28 protein-coding genes and 1 riboswitch are annotated in these 24,948 nt (G+C 46.8%); of the genes, 9 read left to right on the forward strand and 19 right to left on the reverse strand.

What is annotated here, in order from left to right; all coding sequences use genetic code 11:
* Positions 1–3: 3 nt before the first annotated feature.
* From fapR to HPY28_RS05780, 9 genes are all read right to left on the reverse strand, one after another.
* Positions 4–600 (reverse strand): transcription factor FapR, encoded by a 597-nt coding sequence (fapR, locus tag HPY28_RS05740; RefSeq protein WP_017249376.1) that lies wholly within the window; start codon positions 598–600, stop codon positions 4–6.
* A gap of 121 nt (positions 601–721) precedes the next feature.
* Positions 722–1,690 (reverse strand): ABC transporter ATP-binding protein, encoded by a 969-nt coding sequence (locus HPY28_RS05745; protein ID WP_174230224.1) that lies wholly within the window; start codon positions 1,688–1,690, stop codon positions 722–724.
* Positions 1,691–1,701: 11 nt separating this feature from the next.
* A complete protein-coding gene (locus HPY28_RS05750) occupies positions 1,702–2,490 on the reverse strand; it encodes an ABC transporter permease (RefSeq protein ID WP_174230225.1) in 789 nt (262 codons plus the stop codon).
* A gap of 4 nt (positions 2,491–2,494) precedes the next feature.
* Positions 2,495–3,274, reverse strand: coding sequence for an ABC transporter permease (locus HPY28_RS05755; RefSeq protein WP_174230226.1), 780 nt, complete (start codon positions 3,272–3,274; stop codon positions 2,495–2,497).
* A gap of 185 nt (positions 3,275–3,459) precedes the next feature.
* Entirely contained in the window at positions 3,460–4,221 is a 762-nt protein-coding gene (locus HPY28_RS05760; RefSeq protein ID WP_017249380.1) for a DeoR/GlpR family DNA-binding transcription regulator, read from the reverse strand.
* Positions 4,222–4,372: 151 nt separating this feature from the next.
* On the reverse strand, positions 4,373–4,543 hold the full coding sequence (gene rpmF, locus HPY28_RS05765) for a 50S ribosomal protein L32 (RefSeq protein WP_005834357.1): 171 nt from the start codon (positions 4,541–4,543) through the stop codon (positions 4,373–4,375).
* Between the two features lie 140 nt (positions 4,544–4,683).
* A complete protein-coding gene (locus HPY28_RS05770; RefSeq protein ID WP_017249381.1) occupies positions 4,684–5,202 on the reverse strand; it encodes a YceD family protein in 519 nt (172 codons plus the stop codon).
* 84 nt (positions 5,203–5,286) lie between these two features.
* The gene (locus HPY28_RS05775) at positions 5,287–6,354 is read right to left on the reverse strand and encodes a SepM family pheromone-processing serine protease (protein ID WP_017249382.1); all 1,068 of its coding nucleotides are present in this window, start codon (positions 6,352–6,354) and stop codon (positions 5,287–5,289) included.
* Positions 6,351–7,145: a patatin-like phospholipase family protein gene (locus tag HPY28_RS05780; RefSeq protein WP_017249383.1), complete on the reverse strand. Its 795-nt coding sequence runs from the start codon at positions 7,143–7,145 to the stop codon at positions 6,351–6,353. The genes HPY28_RS05775 and HPY28_RS05780 overlap by 4 nt, the downstream gene beginning before the upstream one ends.
* A gap of 148 nt (positions 7,146–7,293) precedes the next feature.
* On the opposite strand from HPY28_RS05780, the gene ylbJ reads away from it, so the two are divergent.
* Positions 7,294–8,529: a sporulation integral membrane protein YlbJ gene (ylbJ, locus tag HPY28_RS05785; RefSeq protein ID WP_173622103.1), complete on the forward strand. Its 1,236-nt coding sequence runs from the start codon at positions 7,294–7,296 to the stop codon at positions 8,527–8,529.
* A gap of 1 nt (position 8,530) precedes the next feature.
* Here ylbJ and coaD read toward each other — a convergent pair whose 3' ends face one another.
* A complete protein-coding gene (coaD, locus tag HPY28_RS05790; protein ID WP_007728199.1) occupies positions 8,531–9,010 on the reverse strand; it encodes a pantetheine-phosphate adenylyltransferase in 480 nt (159 codons plus the stop codon).
* A gap of 45 nt (positions 9,011–9,055) precedes the next feature.
* Positions 9,056–9,622: a 16S rRNA (guanine(966)-N(2))-methyltransferase RsmD gene (rsmD, locus tag HPY28_RS05795; RefSeq protein WP_069849354.1), complete on the reverse strand. Its 567-nt coding sequence runs from the start codon at positions 9,620–9,622 to the stop codon at positions 9,056–9,058.
* A gap of 442 nt (positions 9,623–10,064) precedes the next feature.
* Here rsmD and HPY28_RS05800 point away from each other — a divergent pair, with 442 nt between their 5' ends.
* Entirely contained in the window at positions 10,065–10,208 is a 144-nt protein-coding gene (locus HPY28_RS05800; protein ID WP_174230227.1) for a hypothetical protein, read from the forward strand.
* A gap of 123 nt (positions 10,209–10,331) precedes the next feature.
* Complete coding sequence (gene ku / locus HPY28_RS05805) at positions 10,332–11,291, forward strand: non-homologous end joining protein Ku (RefSeq protein WP_174230228.1); 960 nt, start codon at positions 10,332–10,334, stop codon at positions 11,289–11,291.
* A gap of 60 nt (positions 11,292–11,351) precedes the next feature.
* Here ku and HPY28_RS05810 read toward each other — a convergent pair whose 3' ends face one another.
* Entirely contained in the window at positions 11,352–12,233 is an 882-nt protein-coding gene (locus tag HPY28_RS05810; protein ID WP_017249387.1) for a cation diffusion facilitator family transporter, read from the reverse strand.
* 249 nt (positions 12,234–12,482) lie between these two features.
* Positions 12,483–12,595: riboswitch (TPP riboswitch) on the forward strand.
* 152 nt (positions 12,596–12,747) lie between these two features.
* Here HPY28_RS05810 and thiC point away from each other — a divergent pair.
* Positions 12,748–14,502: a phosphomethylpyrimidine synthase ThiC gene (thiC, locus tag HPY28_RS05815; protein ID WP_174230229.1), complete on the forward strand. Its 1,755-nt coding sequence runs from the start codon at positions 12,748–12,750 to the stop codon at positions 14,500–14,502.
* A 15-nt stretch (positions 14,503–14,517) separates the two neighbouring features.
* Positions 14,518–14,688, forward strand: coding sequence for a hypothetical protein (locus tag HPY28_RS05820; protein WP_017249389.1), 171 nt, complete (start codon positions 14,518–14,520; stop codon positions 14,686–14,688).
* Between the two features lie 49 nt (positions 14,689–14,737).
* Here HPY28_RS05820 and HPY28_RS05825 read toward each other — a convergent pair whose 3' ends face one another.
* A complete protein-coding gene (locus HPY28_RS05825) occupies positions 14,738–15,067 on the reverse strand; it encodes a DUF1904 family protein (protein WP_017249390.1) in 330 nt (109 codons plus the stop codon).
* Positions 15,068–15,464: 397 nt separating this feature from the next.
* Between HPY28_RS05825 and HPY28_RS05830 the strand changes: the two genes are divergently transcribed.
* Positions 15,465–16,406, forward strand: a complete 942-nt coding sequence (locus HPY28_RS05830) for an ATP-dependent DNA ligase (RefSeq protein WP_174230230.1) — start codon at positions 15,465–15,467, stop codon at positions 16,404–16,406.
* A gap of 21 nt (positions 16,407–16,427) precedes the next feature.
* On the opposite strand, the gene HPY28_RS05835 is transcribed toward HPY28_RS05830, so the two are convergent.
* Genes HPY28_RS05835 through HPY28_RS05850 form a run of 4 tightly spaced genes read right to left on the reverse strand, consistent with a single transcriptional unit; the run spans position 16,428 to position 20,795 of the window.
* Entirely contained in the window at positions 16,428–17,786 is a 1,359-nt protein-coding gene (locus tag HPY28_RS05835) for a GerAB/ArcD/ProY family transporter (protein ID WP_173622107.1), read from the reverse strand.
* A 12-nt stretch (positions 17,787–17,798) separates the two neighbouring features.
* Positions 17,799–18,035 carry a hypothetical protein gene (locus tag HPY28_RS05840; protein WP_017249393.1) on the reverse strand — a complete coding sequence of 79 codons (237 nt, stop codon included), beginning with the start codon at positions 18,033–18,035 and terminating at the stop codon, positions 17,799–17,801.
* Positions 18,028–19,194 carry a Ger(x)C family spore germination protein gene (locus tag HPY28_RS05845; RefSeq protein WP_017249394.1) on the reverse strand — a complete coding sequence of 389 codons (1,167 nt, stop codon included), beginning with the start codon at positions 19,192–19,194 and terminating at the stop codon, positions 18,028–18,030. The genes HPY28_RS05840 and HPY28_RS05845 overlap by 8 nt, the downstream gene beginning before the upstream one ends.
* Complete coding sequence (locus tag HPY28_RS05850; RefSeq protein WP_017249395.1) at positions 19,191–20,795, reverse strand: spore germination protein; 1,605 nt, start codon at positions 20,793–20,795, stop codon at positions 19,191–19,193. The genes HPY28_RS05845 and HPY28_RS05850 overlap by 4 nt, the downstream gene beginning before the upstream one ends.
* 149 nt (positions 20,796–20,944) lie before the next feature.
* Here HPY28_RS05850 and ligD point away from each other — a divergent pair, with 149 nt between their 5' ends.
* The 3 genes from ligD to HPY28_RS05865 all read left to right on the forward strand — a co-directional run bounded on the left by ligD (position 20,945) and on the right by HPY28_RS05865 (position 23,083).
* Positions 20,945–21,847 carry a non-homologous end-joining DNA ligase gene (ligD, locus tag HPY28_RS05855; RefSeq protein WP_017249396.1) on the forward strand — a complete coding sequence of 301 codons (903 nt, stop codon included), beginning with the start codon at positions 20,945–20,947 and terminating at the stop codon, positions 21,845–21,847.
* A 73-nt stretch (positions 21,848–21,920) separates the two neighbouring features.
* The gene (lgt, locus tag HPY28_RS05860; RefSeq protein ID WP_017249397.1) at positions 21,921–22,718 is read left to right on the forward strand and encodes a prolipoprotein diacylglyceryl transferase; all 798 of its coding nucleotides are present in this window, start codon (positions 21,921–21,923) and stop codon (positions 22,716–22,718) included.
* A gap of 125 nt (positions 22,719–22,843) precedes the next feature.
* The gene (locus tag HPY28_RS05865) at positions 22,844–23,083 is read left to right on the forward strand and encodes a hypothetical protein (protein ID WP_017249398.1); all 240 of its coding nucleotides are present in this window, start codon (positions 22,844–22,846) and stop codon (positions 23,081–23,083) included.
* A gap of 79 nt (positions 23,084–23,162) precedes the next feature.
* On the opposite strand, the gene HPY28_RS05870 is transcribed toward HPY28_RS05865, so the two are convergent.
* Positions 23,163–24,182, reverse strand: a complete 1,020-nt coding sequence (locus HPY28_RS05870; protein ID WP_017249399.1) for an inorganic phosphate transporter — start codon at positions 24,180–24,182, stop codon at positions 23,163–23,165.
* On the reverse strand, positions 24,175–24,792 hold the full coding sequence (locus tag HPY28_RS05875) for a DUF47 domain-containing protein (protein WP_007728239.1): 618 nt from the start codon (positions 24,790–24,792) through the stop codon (positions 24,175–24,177). Before HPY28_RS05875 ends, HPY28_RS05870 begins: the two co-directional genes overlap by 8 nt.
* Between the last annotated feature and the right edge of the window lie 156 nt (positions 24,793–24,948).

Here is a 24,948-nt window from a genome sequence, read left to right on the forward strand (position 1 = left end):
TCCTTACTCCTCATCCATGCTGTTATGGTAGCTCGACATTTCAACTACACGGAAGGTTGCGGTAAAGACCAATTCACCTTGGACCTTTGTCTCTACACGCACCTTGCATTCGTCGCCGTCTCGGCTTCTTACCACTGCTTTGGCCACCAGCTTTTCCCCTATTCGTACAGGACGCACAAAGCGGATTCTCGCCGTAGCTGTCAACGCTACGTCTGCGTTAATTACTGCTACTGCCAATGAGTTGGCCTGAGCAAATATATAATGCCCTCTGGCAATTTGTGTTTTCGAAAAAACGTGTTCTTCTTTGATTTCCAATACGGAAATAGCCTGTGAATCGAGCTGTAGATCAACAATTTCACCGATGACTTCATCGACACCCAATGATTTTACAGGATCAAGACTTTTCTCTGCGACTGTCTTGATACGTTCACGCAGCTCCGGTATTCCTAATTCCAGACGGTCTAAACGTATGGTTTGAATACTGACATGAAATAACTCAGCCAGATCTTCGTCCGTCGCAAATGGATTATCCGCCAGATACTGCACCAAACGGGACTGGCGATCTTTTTTTGGCAAGCGGGCGATGCCGAACACCCCCATAAGCAGGATTCAATTGTACTATGTATGATTGCGATCTGTTTTTAATACCTGGTACCAAAACACAGTATAAGGGAGAAGATGTGGAATTACAAGTATCCTTCGCGAAATTAGGTAGCCGTCCCTAACGATAAATGAGCCGAATGATCTCCTCAATCCCCGGTTCCTTCATCTGAATATCCAGCGGCTCACCCCAGCCCTCCACTTCGGCAAGGATTCGCGGGGAAGAAATTTTTCCTTTGTCGAAGTAAATCGAAAGTACATTCTCCGCTAGCTCCATCCGCTCGATTCCCTCTAGGTCGTAAAGCTTTTCGGGCGGTTGTCGAAATTCGATTCGAATGAGGCTTGGCAGCCCTATCTGACGTCGCAAATCGACCAAGCTCGTATCCATCATCTTTTTGCCATGATTGATCACGATGATCCGGTTGCAGAGTTGCTCAATATCGTCCATATCATGCGTCGTCAATAGAATCGTCTTCTTCTGGGTCTGATTCACTTCTTTCAAAAACGCTCTGATGCGAGTCTTCGCGACCACATCCAACCCAATCGTAGGCTCGTCTAAAAACAGGACAGGCGGATCATGCAGCAGTGCTGCCGCTAAATCAGCTCTCATCCTCTGACCCAATGACAGCTTACGCACTGGCGTATCCAGGAATTCATGCAGATCCAGCAGTTCCTGATACGCCTCCATCGATCGCCGATATGCCTTGTCGTTAATTTTGTACATCGCTTGCAAAATTTCGAAGGAATCTCTGACTGGCAAATCCCACCACAGCTGTGTTCGCTGCCCGAACACCACACCGATTTGTGAGGCTACTTGAATTCGTTCCCGCTGCGGACTATAACCGCCAATTCGTATTTCCCCCTGACTGGGATGAAGAATTCCTGCGAGCATTTTGATTGTCGTCGATTTTCCTGCGCCATTCGGCCCGATATATCCAACGAACTCGCCTCTGTCAATGGAAAAAGAGATATCGTGGACGGCTTTGACCTCCCTTTGTTCACGAGAAAAGAGTGTTCGTAGAGAAGCAAAGCGCCCCTCTTTCGCTTTTGTCAGGAAAAATGATTTTTCGATGTGCTTTGCTTCAATCATGTTACCCCTCCTTAGCTCCCTGTACTATGGTAGTGTCGAATTCCGACATTCCACAGCATACGAGCGAAATAAAAAGCAATCGCTGCAGCTACCGGGGTGAGTATCGGATAAAACCATCCCCCCCCTTTGCCCAACAGCGTCAACATTGGCAAATAATTCATATATGCGATCGGAATCGCTGAGAAAAACAGCCATTTGAGCCAGTTTGGATATAGCCCGATCGGATAATTGGAAGCATTGGCTGGCGCATAAATGGTAAAGGTCAGCATGTCTTTCATCTGATGCGTCCAAAATGCGACCCCAGCCGTAGCAAGTCCAATGGAAAAATAGATGACTCCGCCAGACAAAATGGCAATCGGCGAGAATAACACCAACCCCATGATCGATTTCCCTTCCGCCGCAAGTCCCGACAATGAGACGACCAAAACAGACATCCCTTGCACCACTCCTCCCACTCTCGACAAATCAAGATTGCGTGTCAATAGCAGAAGCAAAGGTGAAACAGGTCGGATGAGTAATTGATCGAGCTCTCCTTGCACGATGTACTTCTCAAAGTCGTTGATTTCTGGGGCAAACAGTCGATACAAGGAGACAGATGCCGAGGAAATCCCGTAAAGCATCCCAACCTCGTATATATCCCACCCGACCACATCGTGAAATCGGTACAAAATCGCAGAGAGAATAATAAAATCAAGCACCATAATCATTCCGGTCGTGGCAGCGCTCGTGACAAAATTTATCTTGTATTGCATTTGCGAGCGAATGCTGGCCGCAATCAGTTTGCGATAGAGGGCAAACATATCGTTATCCTCCTTGAATTTCTAGCTTTCTTCTTGCCATGTTCGTCACCAATAAAGCAACTGCCGTTAAAACGAGCGCCCAACCAGCTTGTACAAGCATGCCATAAGGAGGGGCAAGCTCTAGCAAGGTCATGACTGGATAATAAATCATCGCGGAAAAGGGCAAATAAGGTGCTACCTCTCCAATCATCCCAGGCATCAAGTCTATCGGAATCATTTGTCCACCTAACCCAAAGATCAATGACAAAAGAATTAGGTGTACCCAGCGTATTTCTGTCGTCCAGAAGGAGGAAATGCCCGCGAGATAAAAGAGCAACATACCTACGTAAGTTCCTAACAGTAGCGAGAGGATAAACCAGAAGTAAGTGAACGGATCGGAGGGAAAAAAGAAGCCTACCGCTAATCCTAGCAGCAAGCCGATCGGAACACTTCGGTAGCAAGCGTTGTACAATAGTCGTCCAAACTCCTGACTTAGCATGTACCAAAGATAATGAACAGGCTTGATCATATCCAGGCTAACAGCCCCGCTTCTTACCGCTATTTGGACGTTCAGACCCGGCGACATAAAGGTTGTCATCCAGAGAACACTCTGGCAAATCGCAATATAATACCCCATCGTTTTGACATCATATGGGCCATATACTTGTTTTCCAGAAAGGACACCCGTCCAAATGGCAATAAAAACAAGCCCAAAAATCGAGCTTGCGACATTGTTGATGACATGCGATAAACGATACTGAAGATTTCGATGATAGCTCTTGCGAATAATCCGCCAATAGACCATAGAACCCTCCTCTTGGAAAAGTCAGGATTACTAGAATAGCAGGGGCCGTATACAAATGCAAGAAAAAAAGAAAGAGCCCTTCCCATTTGAAGGACTCTCTTTCGATAAATCCATTTGCTGTCACGCTGGTCACCCATTCACGCCAGCCAAATAGAACTTATCCTCTTTTTTATGGATCAATAGCTTCATGTGGAAGCTACAATCACCTCTACATCGTTAGCGTGCAAAGCTTCAACCATTTCCTTTTCAGGCAGCTTATCGGTCACGATAATATCGATCTGATCAAAACCGGCAACGCGATACAGCATGCTTTTTCCAAACTTGGTATGGTCAGTGAGGATGATCACTTGATCGGCGCGCTTGATCATTTCTTTGATCAGAAAGCCGTGATCTTCCTGCGTAGACATGAGCCCTTCCTTTGTAAGACCGCATGCACCAACCAGTACTTTGTCGACATGAAAATCAGCAAGGTTTTGAATCACGCGTGTACCGAGGACACATTGATCCTCTGCATGTACGTCTCCGCCCAAAAGCTTGACAAGAACGCCTTCTTTTCGGGACATACTGGAGGCAGTCGCTAATGAATTCGTGATGATGACATGATCGCGAGTCTGCAAGGATTCCACTGTGAGCTGAACGGTTGTGGAAGCATCGAGCAGCAAATAATCTCCATCTTTGATCAGACGGGCCGCTGCTGCTGCAATACTGCGCTTTCCTGTCAAATCAAGCTGCATTCGTTCCTGATGGGAGTAGTTCTTTTTGTTGAGGCTGGGCAACACTGCTCCTCCCCTAGTTCGCAGGATTTGACCCTGCTCCTCCAGCTTGACGATGTCACGCCTCGCTGTGTCACGGGAAACCCCAAACTGCTCAACTACCTCTTGCACACTGATTCGCTGGTGCTCCTGCAAATACGCAAGAATTGCAGCGAGCCTCTCCTCTTGAAACACGAAGCCTCAACCCCATCCTTATCCTGCCTTTATTATAAGTCATTTAAGTGATTTTCGCAAGTGATAATAAGTGTTTGTAAGTAATCATAAGCAATAGGAAGAAACAAAAAAAGCAAGGCGATTTCTCACCTTGCTTTCTTAGCAGCGAATATTACTTCGCTACTTTCACGCCTTTGTAGTGACCGCAGCTTGGGCAAACACGATGCGCAAGCTTGTATTCGCTGCAATTATCGCATTTGATCATGCCTGGAATCTCTAATTTGAAGTGCGTACGACGCATTCTTTTACGGGTTTTGGAAGTTCTCCGTTGAGGTACTGCCATCTTCCTTACACCTCCTTCAACTGACAAATGCTAAGAAGCTCTATTGGGTGGACAGTATAGGCAAAATGCTTATGCCATCCTTCAAAAATGAGACGCTGCCACGAATGGTCGGCGAATCATCTTGAATACAGTAAGAAAACTTATTTGCTGTCTTTGAAAAAGTCAGCCAACCCAGCCAATCGCGGGTCAACACGCTCATTCTTGCAGCTGCATGCCACTTCATTACGGTTCACACCGCAAGTCGGGCACAGACCTTTGCAATCTTCCTCGCAAAGCGGGAAGGTCGGCATTGCCAGTAAGAAATCCTCTTGCAGCAGCGAGTCCAGCTCAATTTCATCGCCTTCCAGAGGAAGGATATCGCTGTCCTCGTCATCTTGCAAGATCGGATCATCCGCAAGCGCAAATGTCTCAGAGAAATCTACTGTTGCCTGATCGACAAAAGGATTCAAACATCTCGCGCAGACAAAATTCACATCTGCCTTCATGCTTCCTTTTACGTAATAGAGATTGCCCAGCTGTACGGCTTCACCACTCGCATTTACAGGAGTAATCCCACGAACCTCATGATGGCGCTTCTTCAGCTCATCTGCATCCAGAGTTAACTGGAATGGCAACGGCTCTCCTTTTCGGTGCTCTAACTCTGCTAACTTAATGTTCATAGCATTTCACCTCATGCACAACAAAGATGATTATAGACCCTGCCCAAAGCTTTGTCAACCATTTTTGCTTGACAGCTAGTTTGCTCAGGTAGATTTCGGTTTTTGTCCATTCAAGTACGTAATCGCTTCTTCTACCGTCTTGACTGGAACCACTTTCATTGAAGTTCCAATCCGCTTGGCAGTCGCTAACGCCTCCTCGTAATTGGAGTTCGTATCTGGCGTATCCTGCGGAGCAAAGAAGATCTCTGCGCCCGCTTTGTCCGCTGCGATTACCTTTTGATTAATGCCACCGATCCTGCCTACTTTTCCGTCTAACGAAATCGTGCCTGTTCCTGCAATTTTATAGCCTTTTGTCAAATCCGTCTCCGTATTTAACTGGTCATAAATCTCCAGTGTCATCATTAATCCCGCAGAAGGACCACCAATCCCTTGAGAGGCAATGGTTACTTCTTTCGGTATGATGATTTCCTGTTTGTTGTCAGGGCGTACACCAATTCCAACTGACTTGGATTCAGGTAGTGGTTCCAAGGTTAACATCGTTTTGGCCTCTTGTCCATCTCTTGTGTACGTAATTTCGACTTGATCCCCTGCTTTTTTTGCAGAGAGGGCTGTCAGCAAATCTTTTGCCTCAGACGTGCGAACCCCGTCAACATACGTAATGACATCACCAATTCGCAATGCTTTATAGGCAGGGAACCCTTCTAGAGTACCCATCACCCACACACCCTGCTTCTCGATTTTCACTTCAAAACCGGCAAGACGGAACGCGACTGCCTCCGCAATTTTTTGTGAATTGTCCATGATCGCTTGTTCTCTACGGATAAAATCTTCGCTGTTCTCGCCCTTGCTGACCACCAGCTCCTTGGGCATCAACTCAACATCCTGCGCCATTTTTGCATACCAATACCACGGCAAATTCGCTTCGCCCATTCTGACCGTCGTGAGCATAAAGGAGCCAGTCTCGTCTTTCTTGCCGCCTTCCACTTGAATCATCGGCCCCAACTCAATCGCTGAACCCGGACGACTCACGTAATAATTCGTCGGTACAAAAAAAGAAATACCCAACAAGACAAAAACCAAGGCAAGTATCCAGCTAAAGCCTCTGGTTCCTGTAGATCTGCGTCTATTGGCATAAAGCTGTTCCTCACTCATTCCTGTGCCTCCCAATCTGCAATTAGTTCCTGAATGCGTTCGATATGGTCAGTACCCGCACGTTCACCTAACTCGATAATTTCTTCGACACCTGTGTACGCGATACTGCTATAGTGTCCAACATCCGGCCTGATTACGATGTCTGCCGCAATGATTCGATGTCGCAGAATTTCCCTTTCCATCACATCAATCGTCTGGGCAATCACATCAAAAATACTTTTGACCTCCGTCCGGGTATCGAATTGGGCGACATCTACCGCAATCACGATATCGGCACCCATTTCACGCAGCACCGTTACGGGCACACGATCAATAACTCCTCCGTCGACTAAAAGCCGTCCCCCTACCTTTTCAGGTACGAAGATGCCTGGAATCGATATGCTTGCCCTCACCGCTTGATCAATTGGACCTTCACGAAATACGACTCGTTCTCCTGATTCAATATCCGTCGCCACAATGGCAAGCGGTTTGTTCAGCTCTTCCAAGCGCTTTCCGTGCGTTAGCAGGCGAATTAATTGCTTGATCTTCTCCCCCGTAACAAAGCCCATGCTGGGTACAGTCAAATCGAGCCAATGCTTGCGTTTTAAATTAAGGGCAAGCTTTCCCATCATATGCGGTTCAATTCCGTTGGCATAGACAGCCCCAATCAGACTGCCCATACTGGAGCCAGCCAGCATGTCAATCTGGATGCCATGTGCTTCTAACGCATTCAATACACCAATATGTGCAAAACCGCGAGCGCCCCCAGAACCCAGGGCTACACCCACGATTGGTTTACGCTTTGTCTGCATGGAAAAACCCCCTCCCTGTAACCAGCCTATGTGGTAAATCGCTGTACCTTTCACACTTGGGAGATATTCGTCGACCAAGCTTACGCATAGTTCTCCCGCCAGCCACGTAGACATGTACTACTACTTTTCTTCGATTCAGGAGGAATCCATGTCACGCCACTCACCCGTACTTACTTTGTTGCTCGCCCTCTCGACAGTTTTCATTGTTATTTCGTTGATTGCTTACTCGCAGATTTCTTTTGAAGCTGCCGTACGCGGTCTGAAAATATGGTGGGAGGTAGTTTTCCCCTCTACGCTTCCCTTTATTGTGCTGTCTGAGGTGTTGATGGGTCTGGGCGTCGTTCATTTCGTCGGTGTGTTACTGGAGCCATTAATGCGCCCACTGTTTAACGTTCCAGGCACTGGCGGGTTCGTACTGGCTATGGGCTTCTCATCCGGATATCCGGTAGCCGCAAAGCTGACAACTCGCCTGCGTCTGCAAGGCAATGTGACGAAGGCTGAGGGTGAACGTCTCGTATCTTTTACAACGACGGGAGATCCCTTATTCGTCATGGGAGCAGTGGCAATCGGCTTCTTCCACAGTGAGCAAATGGGTATCATTTTAGCTCTGACTCATTATTTGTCAGCTGTACTCATGGGCGTGATTTATCGTTTTCATGCGCCTTTTGCCATTACGTCAGCCCCATTAGAGAAAAATTCACTACCGCTTCCTTTACGCGCCCTACAAGCGATGCATCGGGCACGTATCCGTGATGGGCGTCCGTTCGGAAAATTAATGGGAGAAGCGGTGCAATCCGCCCTGAATACATTGCTCATGATTGGTGGCTTCGTCATTGTTTTTTCGGTCTTAATTCAACTATTCTCCACGATTCATCTGACACAGATCATCAGTACGCTTCTCTCAATCATTCTCGGTCCCTTTGGTTTTCCACCAGCCTTTTCCCAAGCAATCGTGGCTGGTTTGTTCGAAGTAACCCTCGGCGCACAGGCTGCGAGCATTGTGCCTGATGAAGTTTCCTTGGTCTGGAAAGCAGCGATTGCCAGTGCTGTATTGTCCTGGGGCGGTTTGAGTGTTCACGCGCAGGTCGCGAGTATCTTGAGTGAAACGGATATTCGCGTCGCCCCTTACTTGATTGCCAGAGCGCTGCACGCTTTGCTAGCTGCGATTTTGACCTTTGTCTTTTGGGGACCTCTTGCCACAGTCAGTTCCTGGTTCATCGAGAAAGCCGTCCCTGTATTTGTACATGCCAAATCCGAGATTCCGGCGACGAGCTGGTGGGAGACCCTGCTCCTATCAGGGGGAATCGCCATCGGCGTCGGTGCCATTCTGTTGTGTACCAGTCTGACTCTTTCGCGCATGAACCGCAGCAAGACGACGCGATAATCTACTCGGCCATTTTTCGCTTTAGTGCCTCTTCTACGACTGGCGGCACCAAATCGGCGACACTCGCCTTGTATTTCGCAACTTCTTTCACAATACTTGAGCTCAAGTACGAATATTGATTGTTCGTCATCATGAAAAACGTTTCAATATTTTCATCGAGCTTTTTATTAATCGAGGCGACTTGCATCTCATATTCAAAATCAGAAACAGCACGAAGGCCACGAATGATCACCTGTGCGCCCTTTTTGTTCATATAGTCAATTAACAAGCCGTCAAAAGAGTCCACTTCTACATTTTTCATGTCAGCCGTTGCTTGACGAAGCAAATCGACGCGCTCTTCTACGCTGAACAATGAGTTTTTCTTCGAATTGATTAAGACGGCAACAATGACCTTATCAAAAACGTTGGCACCCCGCGCAATAATGTCGAGATGCCCATAAGTAACAGGGTCGAAGCTTCCTGAACATACGGCGATTGCCATAGCGGGTAATCCTCCCTTAGTGCTCTTTTGCACCTTGATTGAAAGTTAGGCTTGTGGCTCCAAATCGTAATAATACACGGTAACGGCCGTATCCCCATACTTAGCCGCTCGGTCCTTCACACAATGACCAATCGCATCTGGAAAGGAGTCTGCGATATCATGCTCAGTCACGATCCACGCTCCATCCGCTAACATTCCCAGCTCCTGCAACATCTCAATTTCTTCGACAATTTTCTGCTGGGCGTATGGCGGGTCTAAAAAGACGAGATCAAATTTTTGATTGCGCGTACTCAGTGTGCGAATGGCGCGGTCCGCATCCATCCGATATAGTTCTGCATAATCGTCCAGCCTGCAAGTGCTGACGTTTTGTTTTACTACAGCAAATGCTTTTTGATCTCGCTCCACAAAAACAGCTCGATCCGCTCCCCTACTCAATGCCTCGATTCCGAGACCACCTGTTCCTGCGTATAGGTCCAATGCCCATCCGCCATCGAAATACGGACCAATCATATTAAAAATCGATTCTTTGACTTTATCGGTTGTCGGTCTCGTTCCTTTCCCCGGAACTGCTGCCAACCGTCTTCCTCTGTGTTCTCCAGCGATGACTCGCATACTCATTTCACCTGTCTGCTTTCCTATGTATGTTGTATGACGCGATTTTCTAAGACTGAGAATGATATCATACTATCACAACTGCATACACCCGTAAAATTAGCAACTGGAAAAATTTATGTACAAGAAAGGTATACAACCCCATTCGATTGGAAAAGATGTTGAATAGCGACGCAACGGTGTCGCTGACAACCGCGGAGAAGACTTACGTTTCCCCATAAGCTCTTCCTCCGGTTTCTCCTCTCCCATAATTGAAAGGCTGTTCACTTTGGCGCACGACGTGTCTGATAGGAGCATTTCGTGCCATCGCTCCCTTCATCGGGAGGAGTTGAACGGCTGCCCCTCGTCATTTGGCGATGGGGTATTTTTTTGTGTGCAGCGCATACTACATGTACCTGTAACACCCCCTACATGTAGATTGCCTGAAAGGAGTGAGTCGTTCATGGCAGAAAAACGACCGTCTGCACAAAAGTTGAAGGCGTCCAAAGCCCAATCCATTGCGGACCATACTGGCAAAGATGTCGAGCTGGCGCGAGACATGCAATCGCGTGCAGATCAATCGGACATCGTCAAGCATGGGCAGTAGCTATACAAGAAGTCAGCCGTATCAAATCGGCTGGCTTTTTACTTTTCCACCTTCAATTCCCTCGGCACTTCTTCTATGCGGTTACAGATACTATTCAAAAATAGCTGTGAAGGAGGTATCCGCATGCATACGGTGTGGAAGGGCTCGATCAGCTTCGGCCTTGTCAATATACCTGTCCGCATGTTTACTGCAACCGAAGAGCGCGATATTCGCTTTCGCCAACTGCATAAAGAGTGCAATACCCCGATCAAGTACACGAAAATGTGCCCGCACTGCCAGCGCGAGGTCGATACGAGCGAAATCGTCCGTGGCTTCGAATATGAAAAAGGACATTTTGTCATGATTGACGATGAGGATCTGGAAGCCATTACGCCAGAAACACGCCGAGCCATTGAAATACTCGACTTCGTAGACTTGTCGGAGATCGATCCCGTTTATTTTCATAAAAGCTATTTCCTATCCCCACAAGACACTGGTGAAAAAGCATACGCCCTGTTGCGCTCCGCCATGGAACAGACAGGCAAGATCGGCGTTGCACAGGTGACGATGCGCAATCGGCAAAGCCTGGCCGTTATCCGACTGTATGAGCATTGCATCATGCTGGAGACGATCTTCTATCCAGATGAAGTACGTCCCGTCAGTCAAGTGCCTGCCTTGCCAGAAGCCACTGTTCCATTGGCCGAAAACGAACTAAAGATGGCAACTGAGCTCATTAGCAATATGACGATCCCTTTTGATCCGGCAAAATATACGGATGAATATCGATCTGACCTACAAAAACTGATTGAGAAAAAACTGGAGGGTCAGGAGATCGCTACTGCACCTACCGTTGCAAGAACCAATGTAATTGATCTCATGCAGGCCCTAAAAGAAAGCTTGGAGTCTACAGCTGGTCAAGCCGCAATACCCATCAAAATCGAGCCTGAACCGACTCCGTCAAAGCCTGCGCGAAAACGCACCACCGCTGCCTCCTCGTCCGAAAAAGAGCAAGCATCGAAAAAGGAGACCGCAACCGATCAAAAAAAGAAAACGACTACTTCTACAACCAAAACACTGCGCAAAAAGAAGGCAACCCCTGTTTAATCTGCACATAAAAAAACCTGCCCACTCTGGACAGGTTTTTTTGTATTCACATATAGACATCTAGCTTGGCGCCATCTTCCTGCATGGTTCAATATGGATATGAACAGCGTTAATGCGGTGAATCTTGCGCATCTGTTCTTCAATTTTCTCGGTGATGGTGTGGCTCTCCACCACATTCAGACCTGGATCTACATGGATGACAACATCAACGAGCACGCTGCTTCCGTGGTAGCGGGCTTTGATGTCACTGATATCCTTAACTCCCGAAATCGAGGAAATGGTAGCCCGCAGGTCCGCTAGCTCGCTCTCGTCAAAGCCATCTGTCAAACGGTGAGTTGCTTCCCTGAAAATGTCCCAAGCAGTTTTCAAGATGATGAGACCAACAACAAAAGCAGCTAAAGGATCGAGCCAGTGCAATTGAAATTGTGCGCCAGCTACCCCGATAAACGTCCCGATACTGACGAATGCGTCTGAACGGTTGTCAGCTGCCGCTGCATTTAGTGCTTGGCTGTTTGTTTTGATGGCGAGCTTTTTATTGTAGCGATAAACGCCAAGCATTATGACTGCAGTCGCAAGTGCTGTCCACCCTGCCAACAGGTTAGGAGCCGTATGATGTGGGTCCAACAAGGATGGTACGGCATTCGTAACGACTTGAACTCCGACAAATAGCATAATAAATGATGCGACAAGTGCTGAAATCGTCTCCGCCCGAAAATGACCATACGGGTGATCTTTATCAGGTGGTTTCCTTGCAATTCGCAGCCCGATCAAAACAGCAATCGATGCGACGACATCCGTTGAGTTGTTAAGACCGTCGGCCATTAAAGCTTCTGACGCAGTGACATAAGCAACTCCTATTTTTAATACAGAGCAAAATATGTAGGCGAAAATACTCACCCACGCTCCACGTTCTCCTTGTTTTAGATCCGAATAGACATCCATACCTCATCACCTCAAAATACTTCTCCAGCCTGCTTCGACAACGCGGAAAATCAAAGCGCTGGAAGCAGTTGCTTTTTTTCGAACTTCATCGTAACAGATAGGATTCATGTGGGTCTACAGAAACAGTTTTAGTCCGATTCATGAGAATAGGGGGGAGGAAAATGTGTTGCACACCCGCAATTTTTTCGTTGGAAAATTTTCCTTGAAATTAAATGGACTTCCCGTTATCCTATTCTTGCAATCCAAAATACAAAAAAGCACGGGAGCTTGGAAATCACCAGGCTGAGAGGATGGTACTGTGCCATCGACCGTTGAACCTGAACTGGGTAATGCCAGCGGAGGAATGTCATATACGACACGAAAAGATGCGTGTATCTTTTTAGGATACCCGTTTCTTCTCTACTCTCGCGTTGGCGTCGCATATTGTTTTATGCGGCGCTTTTTCGCGGGCAGTTTCTTTCGCCTCCCTAAACGGTTCTCGCTTTCGTGCAACCAAATCAAGGAGGTTTTTCTTATGTCATTGGTGTCTTCTTTTCCAGGCAGTCGCAAAGTATACGAAACAGGTAGTCGTGCGGACATCCGCGTCCCGATGCGCGAGATTTCCCTTCATCCTACCGAAGGATTGTCTGGCTCCACACCCAATCCCCCTCTTCGCGTGTACGATACGAGTGGCGAGTACACCGCAACGGGTTACGTTCCTGACATTCAAGTAGGACTGCCCTCCATCCGCCACGAGTGGATCGATGAGCGAAATGATGCGGAAACGTATGTCGGTCGCGAACCACAACTAGTCGACGACGGCATCCGAAACGAAGCAAAGGCAGCCACCCTCCCCACTTTCCCTCGAGAGGGCTACAAACCAAAACGGGCAAAGTCAGGAAAAAATGTTACCCAGCTTCATTATGCCCGAAAAAATATCATCACACCGGAAATGGAATACGTTGCCATTCGCGAGGGAGTCTCCCCTGAATTTGTACGGGCAGAAATCGCCGCTGGACGTGCGATCCTCCCTTCTAACGTCAATCATCCTGAAAGCGAGCCGATGATCATTGGCCGTAACTTTCATGTCAAAATCAATGCCAACATCGGAACGTCAGCTGTCAGCTCTTCGATGGAAGAAGAAGTCGAAAAAATGATTTGGTCGGTCCGTTGGGGTGCGGACACCATCATGGACCTCTCGACGGGAAAACATATACACACCACGCGGGAGTGGATTATCCGCAATAGTCCTGTTCCAGTCGGTACTGTCCCGATTTATCAAGCACTTGAAAAAGTAAATGGGAAAGCCGAGGATTTGACATGGGAGGTATACCGAGACACCTTGATTGAGCAAGCAGAACAAGGCGTCGATTACTTCACGATTCATGCTGGTGTTCTATTGCGCTACATTCCTATGACAGCTAACCGTGTTACAGGTATCGTCTCTCGCGGTGGATCGATTTTAGCCGCATGGTGCCTGGCCCATCATGAAGAAAACTTTTTGTATACGCATTTTGCTGAAATTTGCGAAATTCTGAAGGCCTATGACATTTGTGTATCGCTCGGAGATGGACTACGTCCTGGCTCCATCGCGGATGCGAATGACGAGGCCCAGTTCGCGGAGCTTGAAACATTGGGAGAACTCACAAAAATTGCGTGGGAACACGACGTACAAGTCATGATTGAAGGTCCTGGTCACGTCCCCATGCATCTCATTCGCGAAAATATGGATAAACAGTTATCCATTTGCCATGAGGCTCCTTTTTACACACTTGGGCCACTCACGACCGACATCGCTCCCGGCTATGATCACATTACTTCAGCGATTGGCGCCGCCATGATTGGATGGTTCGGAACAGCGATGCTCTGCTACGTAACGCCCAAGGAGCACCTCGGCCTACCCAATAAAGAGGATGTACGCAACGGTTTAATCGCATACAAAATCGCAGCGCATGCCGCTGATCTCGCAAAAGGACATCCGCGGGCAAAACTGCGAGACGACGCCTTATCCAAAGCTCGCTTTGATTTTCGCTGGAACGATCAATTCAATTTGTCCCTGGACCCAGAGCGCGCCCGTGAATATCACGACGAAACGTTACCAGCAGAAGCCGCCAAATCCGCCCATTTTTGTTCCATGTGCGGACCTAAATTTTGCAGCATGAAAATATCGCACGACATTCGTCACATCGCCAATGAACAAGGGGCTGCCCAAGATCCCGCCATTCTTTCCGGAATGCAGGAAAAATCGCGTGAGTTCCGCGAACAGGGAAGCCGCTTGTACCATTCCTAATGAAGGGGGATGCCTATGGAGGAAGCCAGTCGTTTACGCGAAAAGATCATTCGACTAGAGGCTGAGCTAGAGCAATCCAAACAGCAATTGCGGCTGATTCAACAGGACTGCAGCCACGTCTATATCGAGAGTCCACTTACGCGAACATGCTCCAAGTGCCTACAAACCGAAAGCCTCTATTATTAATAGAAAAAGGTCGAAATCCCTTTTGGAGGATCTCGACCTTTTTTCTTGCTTATTTCGTCATTCCAACTTGCAACGGAAGTCCTTCTTTATAATAGAGAGTAGGCGATAGCAGAATGAAGAAAATATGGATATGCAGAAAGCCTTGCTTCTTCAAAATGCCGTGTATGGCACTAGCAATCGCATCATGTTGCTTTTGTTCACGGGGAAACATCATGATCTCTACAGACAAAGGACTATTCGTCAATTGCTCTACCTGAAGCAGCTCCAATTTCACCTTTTCCTGAGCTACCTCAGCAATTTTAGAAAACTCTTCTATAAGAATCTGAGAAATGGGCTCTATGTCTTGCTTCGCAAAGCCTTTAAACCGAAGAAACGGCAAGTCAATTCCTTCTTTCGTAAATGAGTTCGCACAGTCATTATAAACAAGTCGCTAATTGTATATCAATGAAAAAAGGATTAAAGAAAGTGAACAACAAACATTCCCAACCCGAGTTAGACACAAAAAGGGCCATATCAGAGAACAGCTCCCTTCCCATGAGGTGTGGTGGACGTACCACGGAAGGAGGAAGCAGTTCAACCAGATACAGCCCAATCCGCTAACCCATCAGTTACTTTATATAAGTAGTATAGCTTGAATTCAATACTTAATCAATAAAAAAGTTTCGTAAAATTCTCACAAGAATGCATCCGCAATCACCACTCGTATAGATCATGCCCATCCGTGAAACTGTATTAGAAAACTGGGCAAGTCCCAACTAAACATAGAGGTGGCAGCTATGGAACTAACTCCGCTTTTTCCTTTTGAGCCTACCAGCACGGAAGCTATACCTATCGGACCACAATGGATAGGCCAAGTGAAATGGGATGGCGTTCGCATTCTTACCTACTACGATGGACACGAAGTCAAACTGTTCAACCGAAAATTAAATGAACGGACTTTCCATTATCCAGAAGTGACCGATATTCGCTCGTATTGTCGTGCCGATTCTGTGATTTTGGATGGCGAAATAATCGCTCTCGGCCCAGACGGAAAGCCTTCCTTTTACGAGGTCATGAGGAGAGACGGGCTCCGCCGTTTAGAGAAAGTCTCCCAGATACAAAAGCTTGTCCCTGTCACATACATGGTCTTCGATGTACTGTACTGGAATCATGAATGGGTAACTTCCTCCCCCCTATCAGAGCGACAACAAATACTGGGCAAAATCATCACTCCTACTCCTCATGTGCAGCTAGTTGAAAATTTTGCTGATGGAGACGCTCTTTACCGTGTCATTGAAGCGCAAGGCATGGAAGGAATCATTCTGAAGGATACGTCCAGCAGCTACTTGATCAATGGGAAAGATCAACGCTGGAGAAAGAAAAAGTACTACCGAGATCTCATTGCTGTCGTAGGCGGCGTTACGCTTCGGAATCATATTGTCAATTCGTTGCTTCTGGGCCTATTCGATCAACACGGTTCTCTTTGGTACATCGGTCATGCAGGTACTGGAAAATTGACGCAAACGGACTGGCGTGCTTTAACGGAGAGAATACAGCCTCTTGTCCAACAGAAGATGACTTTTGTTAACAAGCCACCACGCGCAGCCAATACCTTATGGATACAGCCGGAAATCACCGTCAAAATCAAATTTGCAGAGTGGAAGGAAGGGCATTCCTTGCGACAGCCAAGTATACAAGGCGTCGTGGATGTCCCCCCTCTCCAGTGTGTTTTGGAGTAAGGAACCACGTGGCTTTCGATCTCATTGTCGAAACGAACCGGCCTGTTTTGCCCTCCCCAGCCTTTGCTTGCCATGATTAAGAGCCTGCATTTCCCCGTAGCTCGTCAACAGAGCTATCAGTAAGAGGGCAATGTACACAATCGCTGTCGTGACCCCTCCTACCGCTGATTTATCTTTTAAAAAGTCCCCAATCAAAATCACGATCACGCAACCACTTAAACAGACTGTCGTGATCCACACCATCGACCGGTAAAATCGATAAAGCTTCGTTCCTTCGGGAATGAGGCTTTGCACTCTTCCTTTGTTCTTTCCCTTTACGTGAATGAGCAAAAAGATCGCCAACGGCAGTTGAAAGACGAGAACGATAAACGGCAAGCTATAACTAATAAATTGATCGATATGCGCTACATTTGGAAACCCGAATATGGACGATACAACGATAAACCATCCACACGGAGCATTGAATGTATTGTAATGCCGTTGTCCCCCAAATGATCCAACCCCCACTAAAAATGCCAAGTAAGCGACAATGACTTTGATTGTGAAAGCGGGGAACCACACGCTAAAGAGGATCATTTCGACCCTGTCTAGGAAATCTGTCACGTGGATTTGCTGGACGAGAATATAGATAGGGAAATTCAGTCGACTGGCGATAATGAAGCCCATCACCCCAAGCAAGACGAGCAACATAATCGTCGTCCCAAAGCCAACAATGATGACCCCGTGCTTCATCGCAGCATAAAATAGTCGCGGCTCTACAATGGCATGTAAGAATGCCCCAATGAGAAAAATATCACCATATACACCCACTGGTAAAAAGTTGCTGACCACGATCCGATCCAAATTACTGGTCAAGATTGGTTCCAAACGCTCTACGTTGTATTCATTTACCAGCAGGAAATATAGCGAAATGCACATGATGAAATAAATGGGAAAATAAAACTCATTTACCCGTGCCGCCACCTCAAGACTCGTTTTGCCATAGTACATCATTAACAGGACGAAGACGAGTAAGATGATCTCCAATGGCGTGGTTGGCAATAACGAGATATGTAAAAAATCAGCTGCCCCTTTAATATCGATCGCCAGGATGATCCAAATATAAAACAAAATGAGGAGATTGATAGCTCCACCAATCCACTTCCCGCCAATGATAAACAAGATTTCAAAGATATTTTTCCCGGGGTATGCTTCAACCAGCCCACTCAAAACGTAGGCGATAAAAAGCGCATAAAAGATGGGTAAAATTTGAGAGAACCAAGCATCCATCCTTGCTACCTGAACGACAGACCGCAAGAAACTGATCATCATTCCTGTCATCAAGACACTGCCGACCAGCCAGGAAATTTGTCGATGATTGACAACTTGCTTGTGAATCATACTTGGGCCTCCTTATACGAACTGATCCACCCACCACTTCACATGAGGAGATAGAAAGTTCATCAAATTACTCGTGGGTAACACTTGATAATACTGGAATTGTAAAGCAATCAGACAAAGAATGGTTAAAACGTAGAAAATAGCGATGACTCGCTGCTGTCTCCCGTCCATTCCTTTTCGCTTCAAGATGAATTCTCCAAAGGAAAGTAACAGCATGAAGACAAAAAAGACCAGAAATATTCTATTCATGATCATCTTCACCTTGGGTTATATTTTTCGTTGTCTGTCCGAAATTGGCCATGTGCACTTTCGATCGGATTTCATATGTGATTTTCGGAAGCTCCTTATTCCACCTGTTCCGATATCGGTTTCGCCACTCTTGCGGATAGTTCCTTGACAATGCGATTCCCAACCCAATAAAGTCTGATTGTTTCTGTTGGATTGTTTTCATCATATGATTCACACCGTTATTGATTTGCTCGACGAGCTTCGCTTGCAGCATATTAATATTTTTCTCTTCCTCGAGATCGAGGTTTGACAGATTCTCCACTACAACAGCAGAAGCGTAGAGGTCAATTTTGAAATGGATGTGGCCTTTCTTGATCACAGGCTTGATATTCGCCCTTCCTTTCGAAAGAGTTATCGTAAGCCGTTCGTGCTTGTTAAGGGACACTACAACAGAAAACGGTGTAAAATCGCGTTGGAACAATCGCAAGCCGAGCAGTTCTTTGGGCTTCGCGATCGCTACGAGCTTGTCCTGTCGAAATATGCCTACCCCCGTCGCCTCTATTTCTTTTGACTTTCCTTTCGGATGAGAATCCACTGCTGCCAGAACGGGTAAAATGGCATCAACCCCTGGTGTACCGAGCATTTGGGCCACATCCTTCAATGTTACTGTAATGCCGCCCATCTTGACCAACTCACGCATCGCTTCTCCCGAAAAACGTTCAAATTGCGGCTGTGCGGTTAATAATTCGATTCCTTTACCTTTTGTCATGACAATGTAAGCTGTTAGTCTGTTTTCTGGAAAGCGCGACACAATATCCAGCACTTCCGACATTCCGTCCTTTGCCAGTTCTTCGCCTATGACGATCATCCGGTGATGGGAGTAGTAAATTTCTCTAGACATTCTGGCTTGGATCAAACCATTCGCTTCCCGAATTGTCCTGCCTACGGCGGAATCAACGTAATAGCTCTTATCACCACTCGTCCCACCACCGCCTCCGGACTGGGCACCTAGGCTACTGACCAGGGGGACCTGAATGGATAACCGATACCTGCCGTCTGGTTCCTTATCCATCGCCATTGCAATGACGATGGCCATATCATTTACTTCACGGCGATCCCAACATCCAGATACTAGGAACATGCAGAGCGACACCACCAATATGCGGGTCACAGCCTTCACGATTGTCCCTCCTCGTTTGGATGACGGTTGCCTGTCACCCCTGATTGCCCTCCTCTTTGCTGAATAGAATTAGCATAACCATCGTTCATACGCCTTGCATTTTGAACGCCCAAAAAGCTTGGGCGTTTTTCCATCATCGACCATGGAGCCCTCATCAGTACGTCTTTGAGATCACCGATCGACATCGGGCCTAGCGGCGATAAATAAGGGACACCAAAAGAACGCAGGTTGGCCATATGACCAAGGATGAGCAATAACGCTACTAGCATTCCATAGATGCCGAGGATCGAAGCCGCAATCATGATCGGAAAACGCAGCATTCGCAATGAAATCGATGCATTAAAATGCGGGATCGTAAACGAGGCAATCCCCGTTAGCGATACGACGATAACCATGGGAGCAGAAACAATCCCTGCCTGCACCGCTGCCTGACCAACGACCAGCGCACCTAAAATACTGACGGCTTGCCCGACCGTTTTCGGAAGACGAATCCCCGCTTCTCGCAAGGCTTCAAAAGAAATTTCCATGATAAAAGCCTCCACAATAGCAGGAAAAGGAATGGACTCGCGCGCAGCCGCAATACTTAAAAGGAGGGTGGTCGGTAGCATCTGTTGATGATAAGTCGTAATGGCCACATATAAAGCAGGGGTAATGAGCGAAATGATGAGAAATACATATCGCAGCAGTCGAACAAGGGTAGCCATTTGAAATCGCTCGTAATAATCCTCGCTGGCCTGCATCATCATCCAAAACGTAACAGGCACTATCAAAACCATCGGTGTCCCATCCACAAATATCGCGACACGCCCCTCTAGCAATGCCGCAGCAACCGTGTCTGGGCGCTCTGAATACATAACCTGAGGGAAAGGCGAGTACAAGTTATCCTGGATCATCTCTTCGATATATCCGCTTTCCAGCACAGCATCCATATTGATCTTGCTGATTCGACCAGTGACCTCCTGTACGATCTCTGGATCAGCAATCCCATCAAGAAAGGCAACCACCAGATTGGTGTTCGTCTCACGTCCAACTACCAAGGACTTCATTTTCAATCGAGGTGTTCGCAATTTGCGCCGCAGCATTGATGTGTTCGTGCGAATATTTTCGATAAAGCCTTCACGTGGCCCCCGTACGACAGCTTCTCCTTCTGGTTCGTTAACGGAGCGTTTTTCTGCTCCACGAATGCCCAGCGTGAGTGCTTCTGTGTTGCCCTCAACAAGAATGCCTGTATCACCTGAAAGCACAGCTTGTAGCAGCTTTTTATAATCGTCTACTCTTCCCATCTGGGAAACGGGCAAAAGTGACTCTTCTATCACTTTTATATCTTGATCGCCGTCTTCAAGCACCATTAACGATTTCAGCGCAGAATTGACCTCTTTGGTATCAATCAGCCCATCTACGAAGACAGCAATCGCACGGACACTGTTTTTTTGACGGAATTCTCGTATGACAAAATCGGAGCAATCAGAGAACATTTTTTTCATCAGATCTATGTTCTCTCCCAATTGAGGCGAAATCGGTATACCCTCCAACTCAATCAAGCTGCAGGCATTCATTGTCTCAATCAGTTCTTTCATTTTATCTTTCTTCTTGAATTTCATTTCATCACCAACCCAACCACTGGAAAGCTACCCGTATTATGGTTGATTGGCAGGAAATATATGCAAAGAGGTATTCCTTTTACATAGAGAAACTCGGATGGGAGATAGTAGGAACACCTATCCCTTTTAAAAAGAAGGTGAAGACATCATTGCGTCCTGCAACAAAAGAGTACGAGCTGACGATCGACAATCACACATTGTCCATTACAAATCCTGACAAGCCTCTATGGCCACAAGCCAAGGTAACCAAGCTAGATTACTTGCGCTATTTGCTGATTGTCTCAGCCCCACTCCTACGGTATAGCAAGGATCGGCTCTTAACCGTCATTCGCTACCCTCACGGAGTTGGCGACAAGCACTTCTATCAAAAAAACGCCCCTGACTATGCGCCTGACTGGATCCAAACGCACACGTGGGAAAATGTTCATTACGTACTGTGCAATGACCGGGCGACACTCGTGTGGATGGCAAATCAAGCAGCATTGGAGTGGCACGTCTCCTTTCACCTCGCCACGGATGAGACTCCGACAGAGCTCGTATTTGACCTCGATCCTTCAACAGATGATTTTGCCGTTGTGATAGAGTCTGCCCTCTTGTTGAAACAGCTGCTCGATGAATTACAGCTGCCTTCCTGGGTCAAAACATCTGGTTCCAGCGGCTTGCAAGTATACGTTCCGATTGAACTCCGCTATACGTTTGAACAGACGCGCCAGGTCGGACATTTCATCGCATCCTATCTAGTCAGCAAGCATCCATCACTAGTAACCATCGAGCGCTTGGTGAAGAATCGGGGAGATAAGCTGTACATTGACTATTTGCAACATTGGCGAGGAAAAACGTTGCCAGCCCCTTATTCAACTCGTGCAAAAGAACAGGCAACCGTATCAACACCACTCCTGTGGGAGGAGGTTCCCCATTCTCATCCCACAGACTTCACCGTTTATACGGTACCCAAACGGCTGGAAACATTCGGAGATTTATTCTCATCCGTATCTACTCCGACGAAACGAGCCTCCCTTGATGCCATCCTCGGCTTTTTGCAGTCCCAGTAAGCCATTAGTTGGAATCCAGCAGCCCATTTGTGCTATACTTGGCACAGATGTTTTGAGGCAAGGAGGCACATTCATGATCGATCCGATCGCAATTGCAATCGGCCCCTTAAAGATTCACTGGTATGGCATTATTATGGGGCTGGCGTTTTTCTTGGGTACTTATCTCGCTCGCTACAATTCCAAACGTTCTGGCATTGATCCTGATCACGTCTTGAACATGGTGGTTCTGATCATTCCAGCAGCCATCGTTTGTGCAAGATTGTATTATGTTACGTTTGAATGGGAGCAGTACAAAGACAATCCACTGGACATCTTCGCAGTTTGGCAAGGCGGCTTGGCTATTCACGGTGGATTAATCGGTGGTGTTCTGGCAGGAAGCTGGTATATTCGAAAACATAATCTGCCGTTCCTACGTTTGGCTGACATTTTTATGCCAAGTGTTATCTTGGGTCAAGCCATCGGACGTTGGGGTAACTTTATCAACCAGGAAGCCCATGGTGGTCCCGTCTCTGCTGAGTTTATGGAAAAGTTCCCTGCATTCATCCGTGAACAAATGTTTATCGGCGGACAATATTACCATCCTACGTTTTTGTATGAATCGATCTGGAACCTTTTCGTTTTCGCCGTTCTCATGTTCATGCTGTACCGATTCAAAAAATTCGATGGGCAGGTCTTGTTCAGCTACATGATCCTGTATTCACTCGGTCGCTTTTACATTGAGGGAATGCGTACAGACAGTCTGTTAATAGCAGATACTCTGCGTGTCGCTCAATTAGTCAGTCTGTGCTTAATTGCTGCCGGTGTCATCTTGATGCTCGTGTTTGCACGCAAAAGCAAGCAGACAGGACATTCCCAAAACTCGATTGAATAGTGTCAACATGCCATATCCATTACCACTCAGGTCAGTCCGACTGGGTGGTTTTTTCTTTACCTTGTCTGAATTGTCGCAATGCAGGTAATAACTAGGAGAAAGAATGAAAAAAGGAGGGGAATCACATGGATGATGGAATTTTGGAAGAGTATCTCGATCGCTACGTACGTATTCATTTTGCTCCTGATATGATCGGTCAAGGATTATCTGCATTTGCAGAAGGCAAATTGTATGATTACAGCCAAAATGGGATATTAATTGAAGAACGGGATGGCTCGCTTGACTATATCCCATTCTCTGCGGTACGCCTCGTGCAAATTAAACCCAAGCCCGGTTTATGGGAGCGTTTAACTGGATCAAGTTAATGAAAAAGACACCTTCCCGCGTACTCTACTACACGGAAAGGTGTCTGTTGTCTGTTGTCTGTTGTATAAGGATGTAGCTCTACAGGAATACGTCAAATACGACGTAGCATGCAGCAGCCAAAAGTCCTGTAATCGGAAGGGTAATGACCCAAGTGACCAAGATTCGGCCAGCCAAGCCCCATTTTACTGCGTTCAGCTTTTGCGATGCCCCAACCCCCAAGATGGCGGATGTGATGACGTGCGTTGTGCTCACCGGCAGTTTCAAAGCTGTAAAGATTGTGATAATCAAGGCAGAAGACAAGTCTGCTGAGAAACCGGAAACTGGCTTGATTTTCATAATCTTACCACCCAAGGTCTTGATGATACGCCATCCACCAAAGGCTGTACCTAAAGCCATTGCAACAGCAGCTGATAGTTTTACCCACAGTGGAATGACGAATTCGCCCGGTGCTTGAATCAAGAATCCACCTGAAATCAGAGCAAGGGTGATTACGCCCATTGTTTTTTGCGCATCGTTGGCTCCATGGCTGAAGGCCTGCCAAGCTGCTGACACTACTTGCATCGAACGGAAACCTCGATTGGTTTTGTGGTACGCTGAGTTACGAACAAACCAAGAAACAAGCTTGATCACGACAAAACCAACAGCAAACGCAACAAGCGGGGATACGATCAACGCTTGGATAATGCTAATGAAGCCTGACCAGTTAATGGCACCACTTCCTGCGGCACCAAAAGCAGCACCTGCAACGCCTCCGATAATCGCGTGCGAGGACGAGCTAGGAATTCCGAACCACCAGGTGATTAGGTTCCACAAAATCGCAGATGTCAACGCGGCCAAAACGACGACCAATCCATTTTCCAGCTTGAATGGATCGGTAATGCCTCCCCCGATTGTCTTCGCTACACCCGTATACGAGAGTGCCCCAAGCAAGTTACACACGGATGCAATAATAATCGCGGTTTTCGGACTTAATGCACGCGTCGAAACAGAAGTCGCAATCGCGTTCGCCGTATCATGAAAACCATTGATAAAGTCAAAAGCTAGCGCCATGATGACGACGAGTACGAGAATAATCACCTCTGGCGAAAGATCAGGCATTCTTTAACACGATCCCTTCTACCAGGTTGGAGACGTCCTCAGCGAAGTCAGCACAGTCTTCGAGTTTATCATAAATCTCTTTGAGTTTGATCGCTTCCATTGGGTTGGTATCAGGAGAATTCAACAAATCAGATACCATTTTACGGTAGTTGGAGTCAGATTCATGCTCCAAGTCTTTGATTTCCCCAGCGATTTGTGTAACAACTTTATGATCCAGCTTGCGCAGTGTGCGAATCAGCTCGATCAGCTTAGCCGAGCATTTCACCAAAATATTGGCTTGTGCCAATACACGTGGATCTGGTTGAGTCACTTGGTACAGATACATACGATCAGCGACACCGTCAATGTAGTCGATCATCGAGTCCATCGTATGAGCGAGCTGGTGAATGTCTTCACGCTCAAGCGGAGTGATAAAAGTAGAGTTCAACTCGTTCATGATACGACGAACGATTTCGTCTCCTTCTTTCTCGACAGCCTTGATTGCCTTAACCTTTGTTTCTAGATCTTGATAGTTTCCTATCATTTCATAGAAAAGATGAGTTCCTTTGTGCACAGTGGCAATCTGCTGCTCGAACAGATCAAAGAAGATATACTTGTTTGATTTCAACATACGGGACTTCTTCACTCCTTTGAATAAATGACACCTAACAGATTATATCGAAAGTTATTGTTTCCGTAAATTTAAAATCAAGGTCAAGTGTGTATATTTTTCTTTAAGGAATTATTAAGTTTTTGTAAATGCTCTTTACAATCAAAAAAACACCCG

The organism is Brevibacillus sp. HB1.2, assembly GCF_013332495.1.
GTDB classification, from domain to species: domain Bacteria; phylum Bacillota; class Bacilli; order Brevibacillales; family Brevibacillaceae; genus Brevibacillus; species Brevibacillus porteri.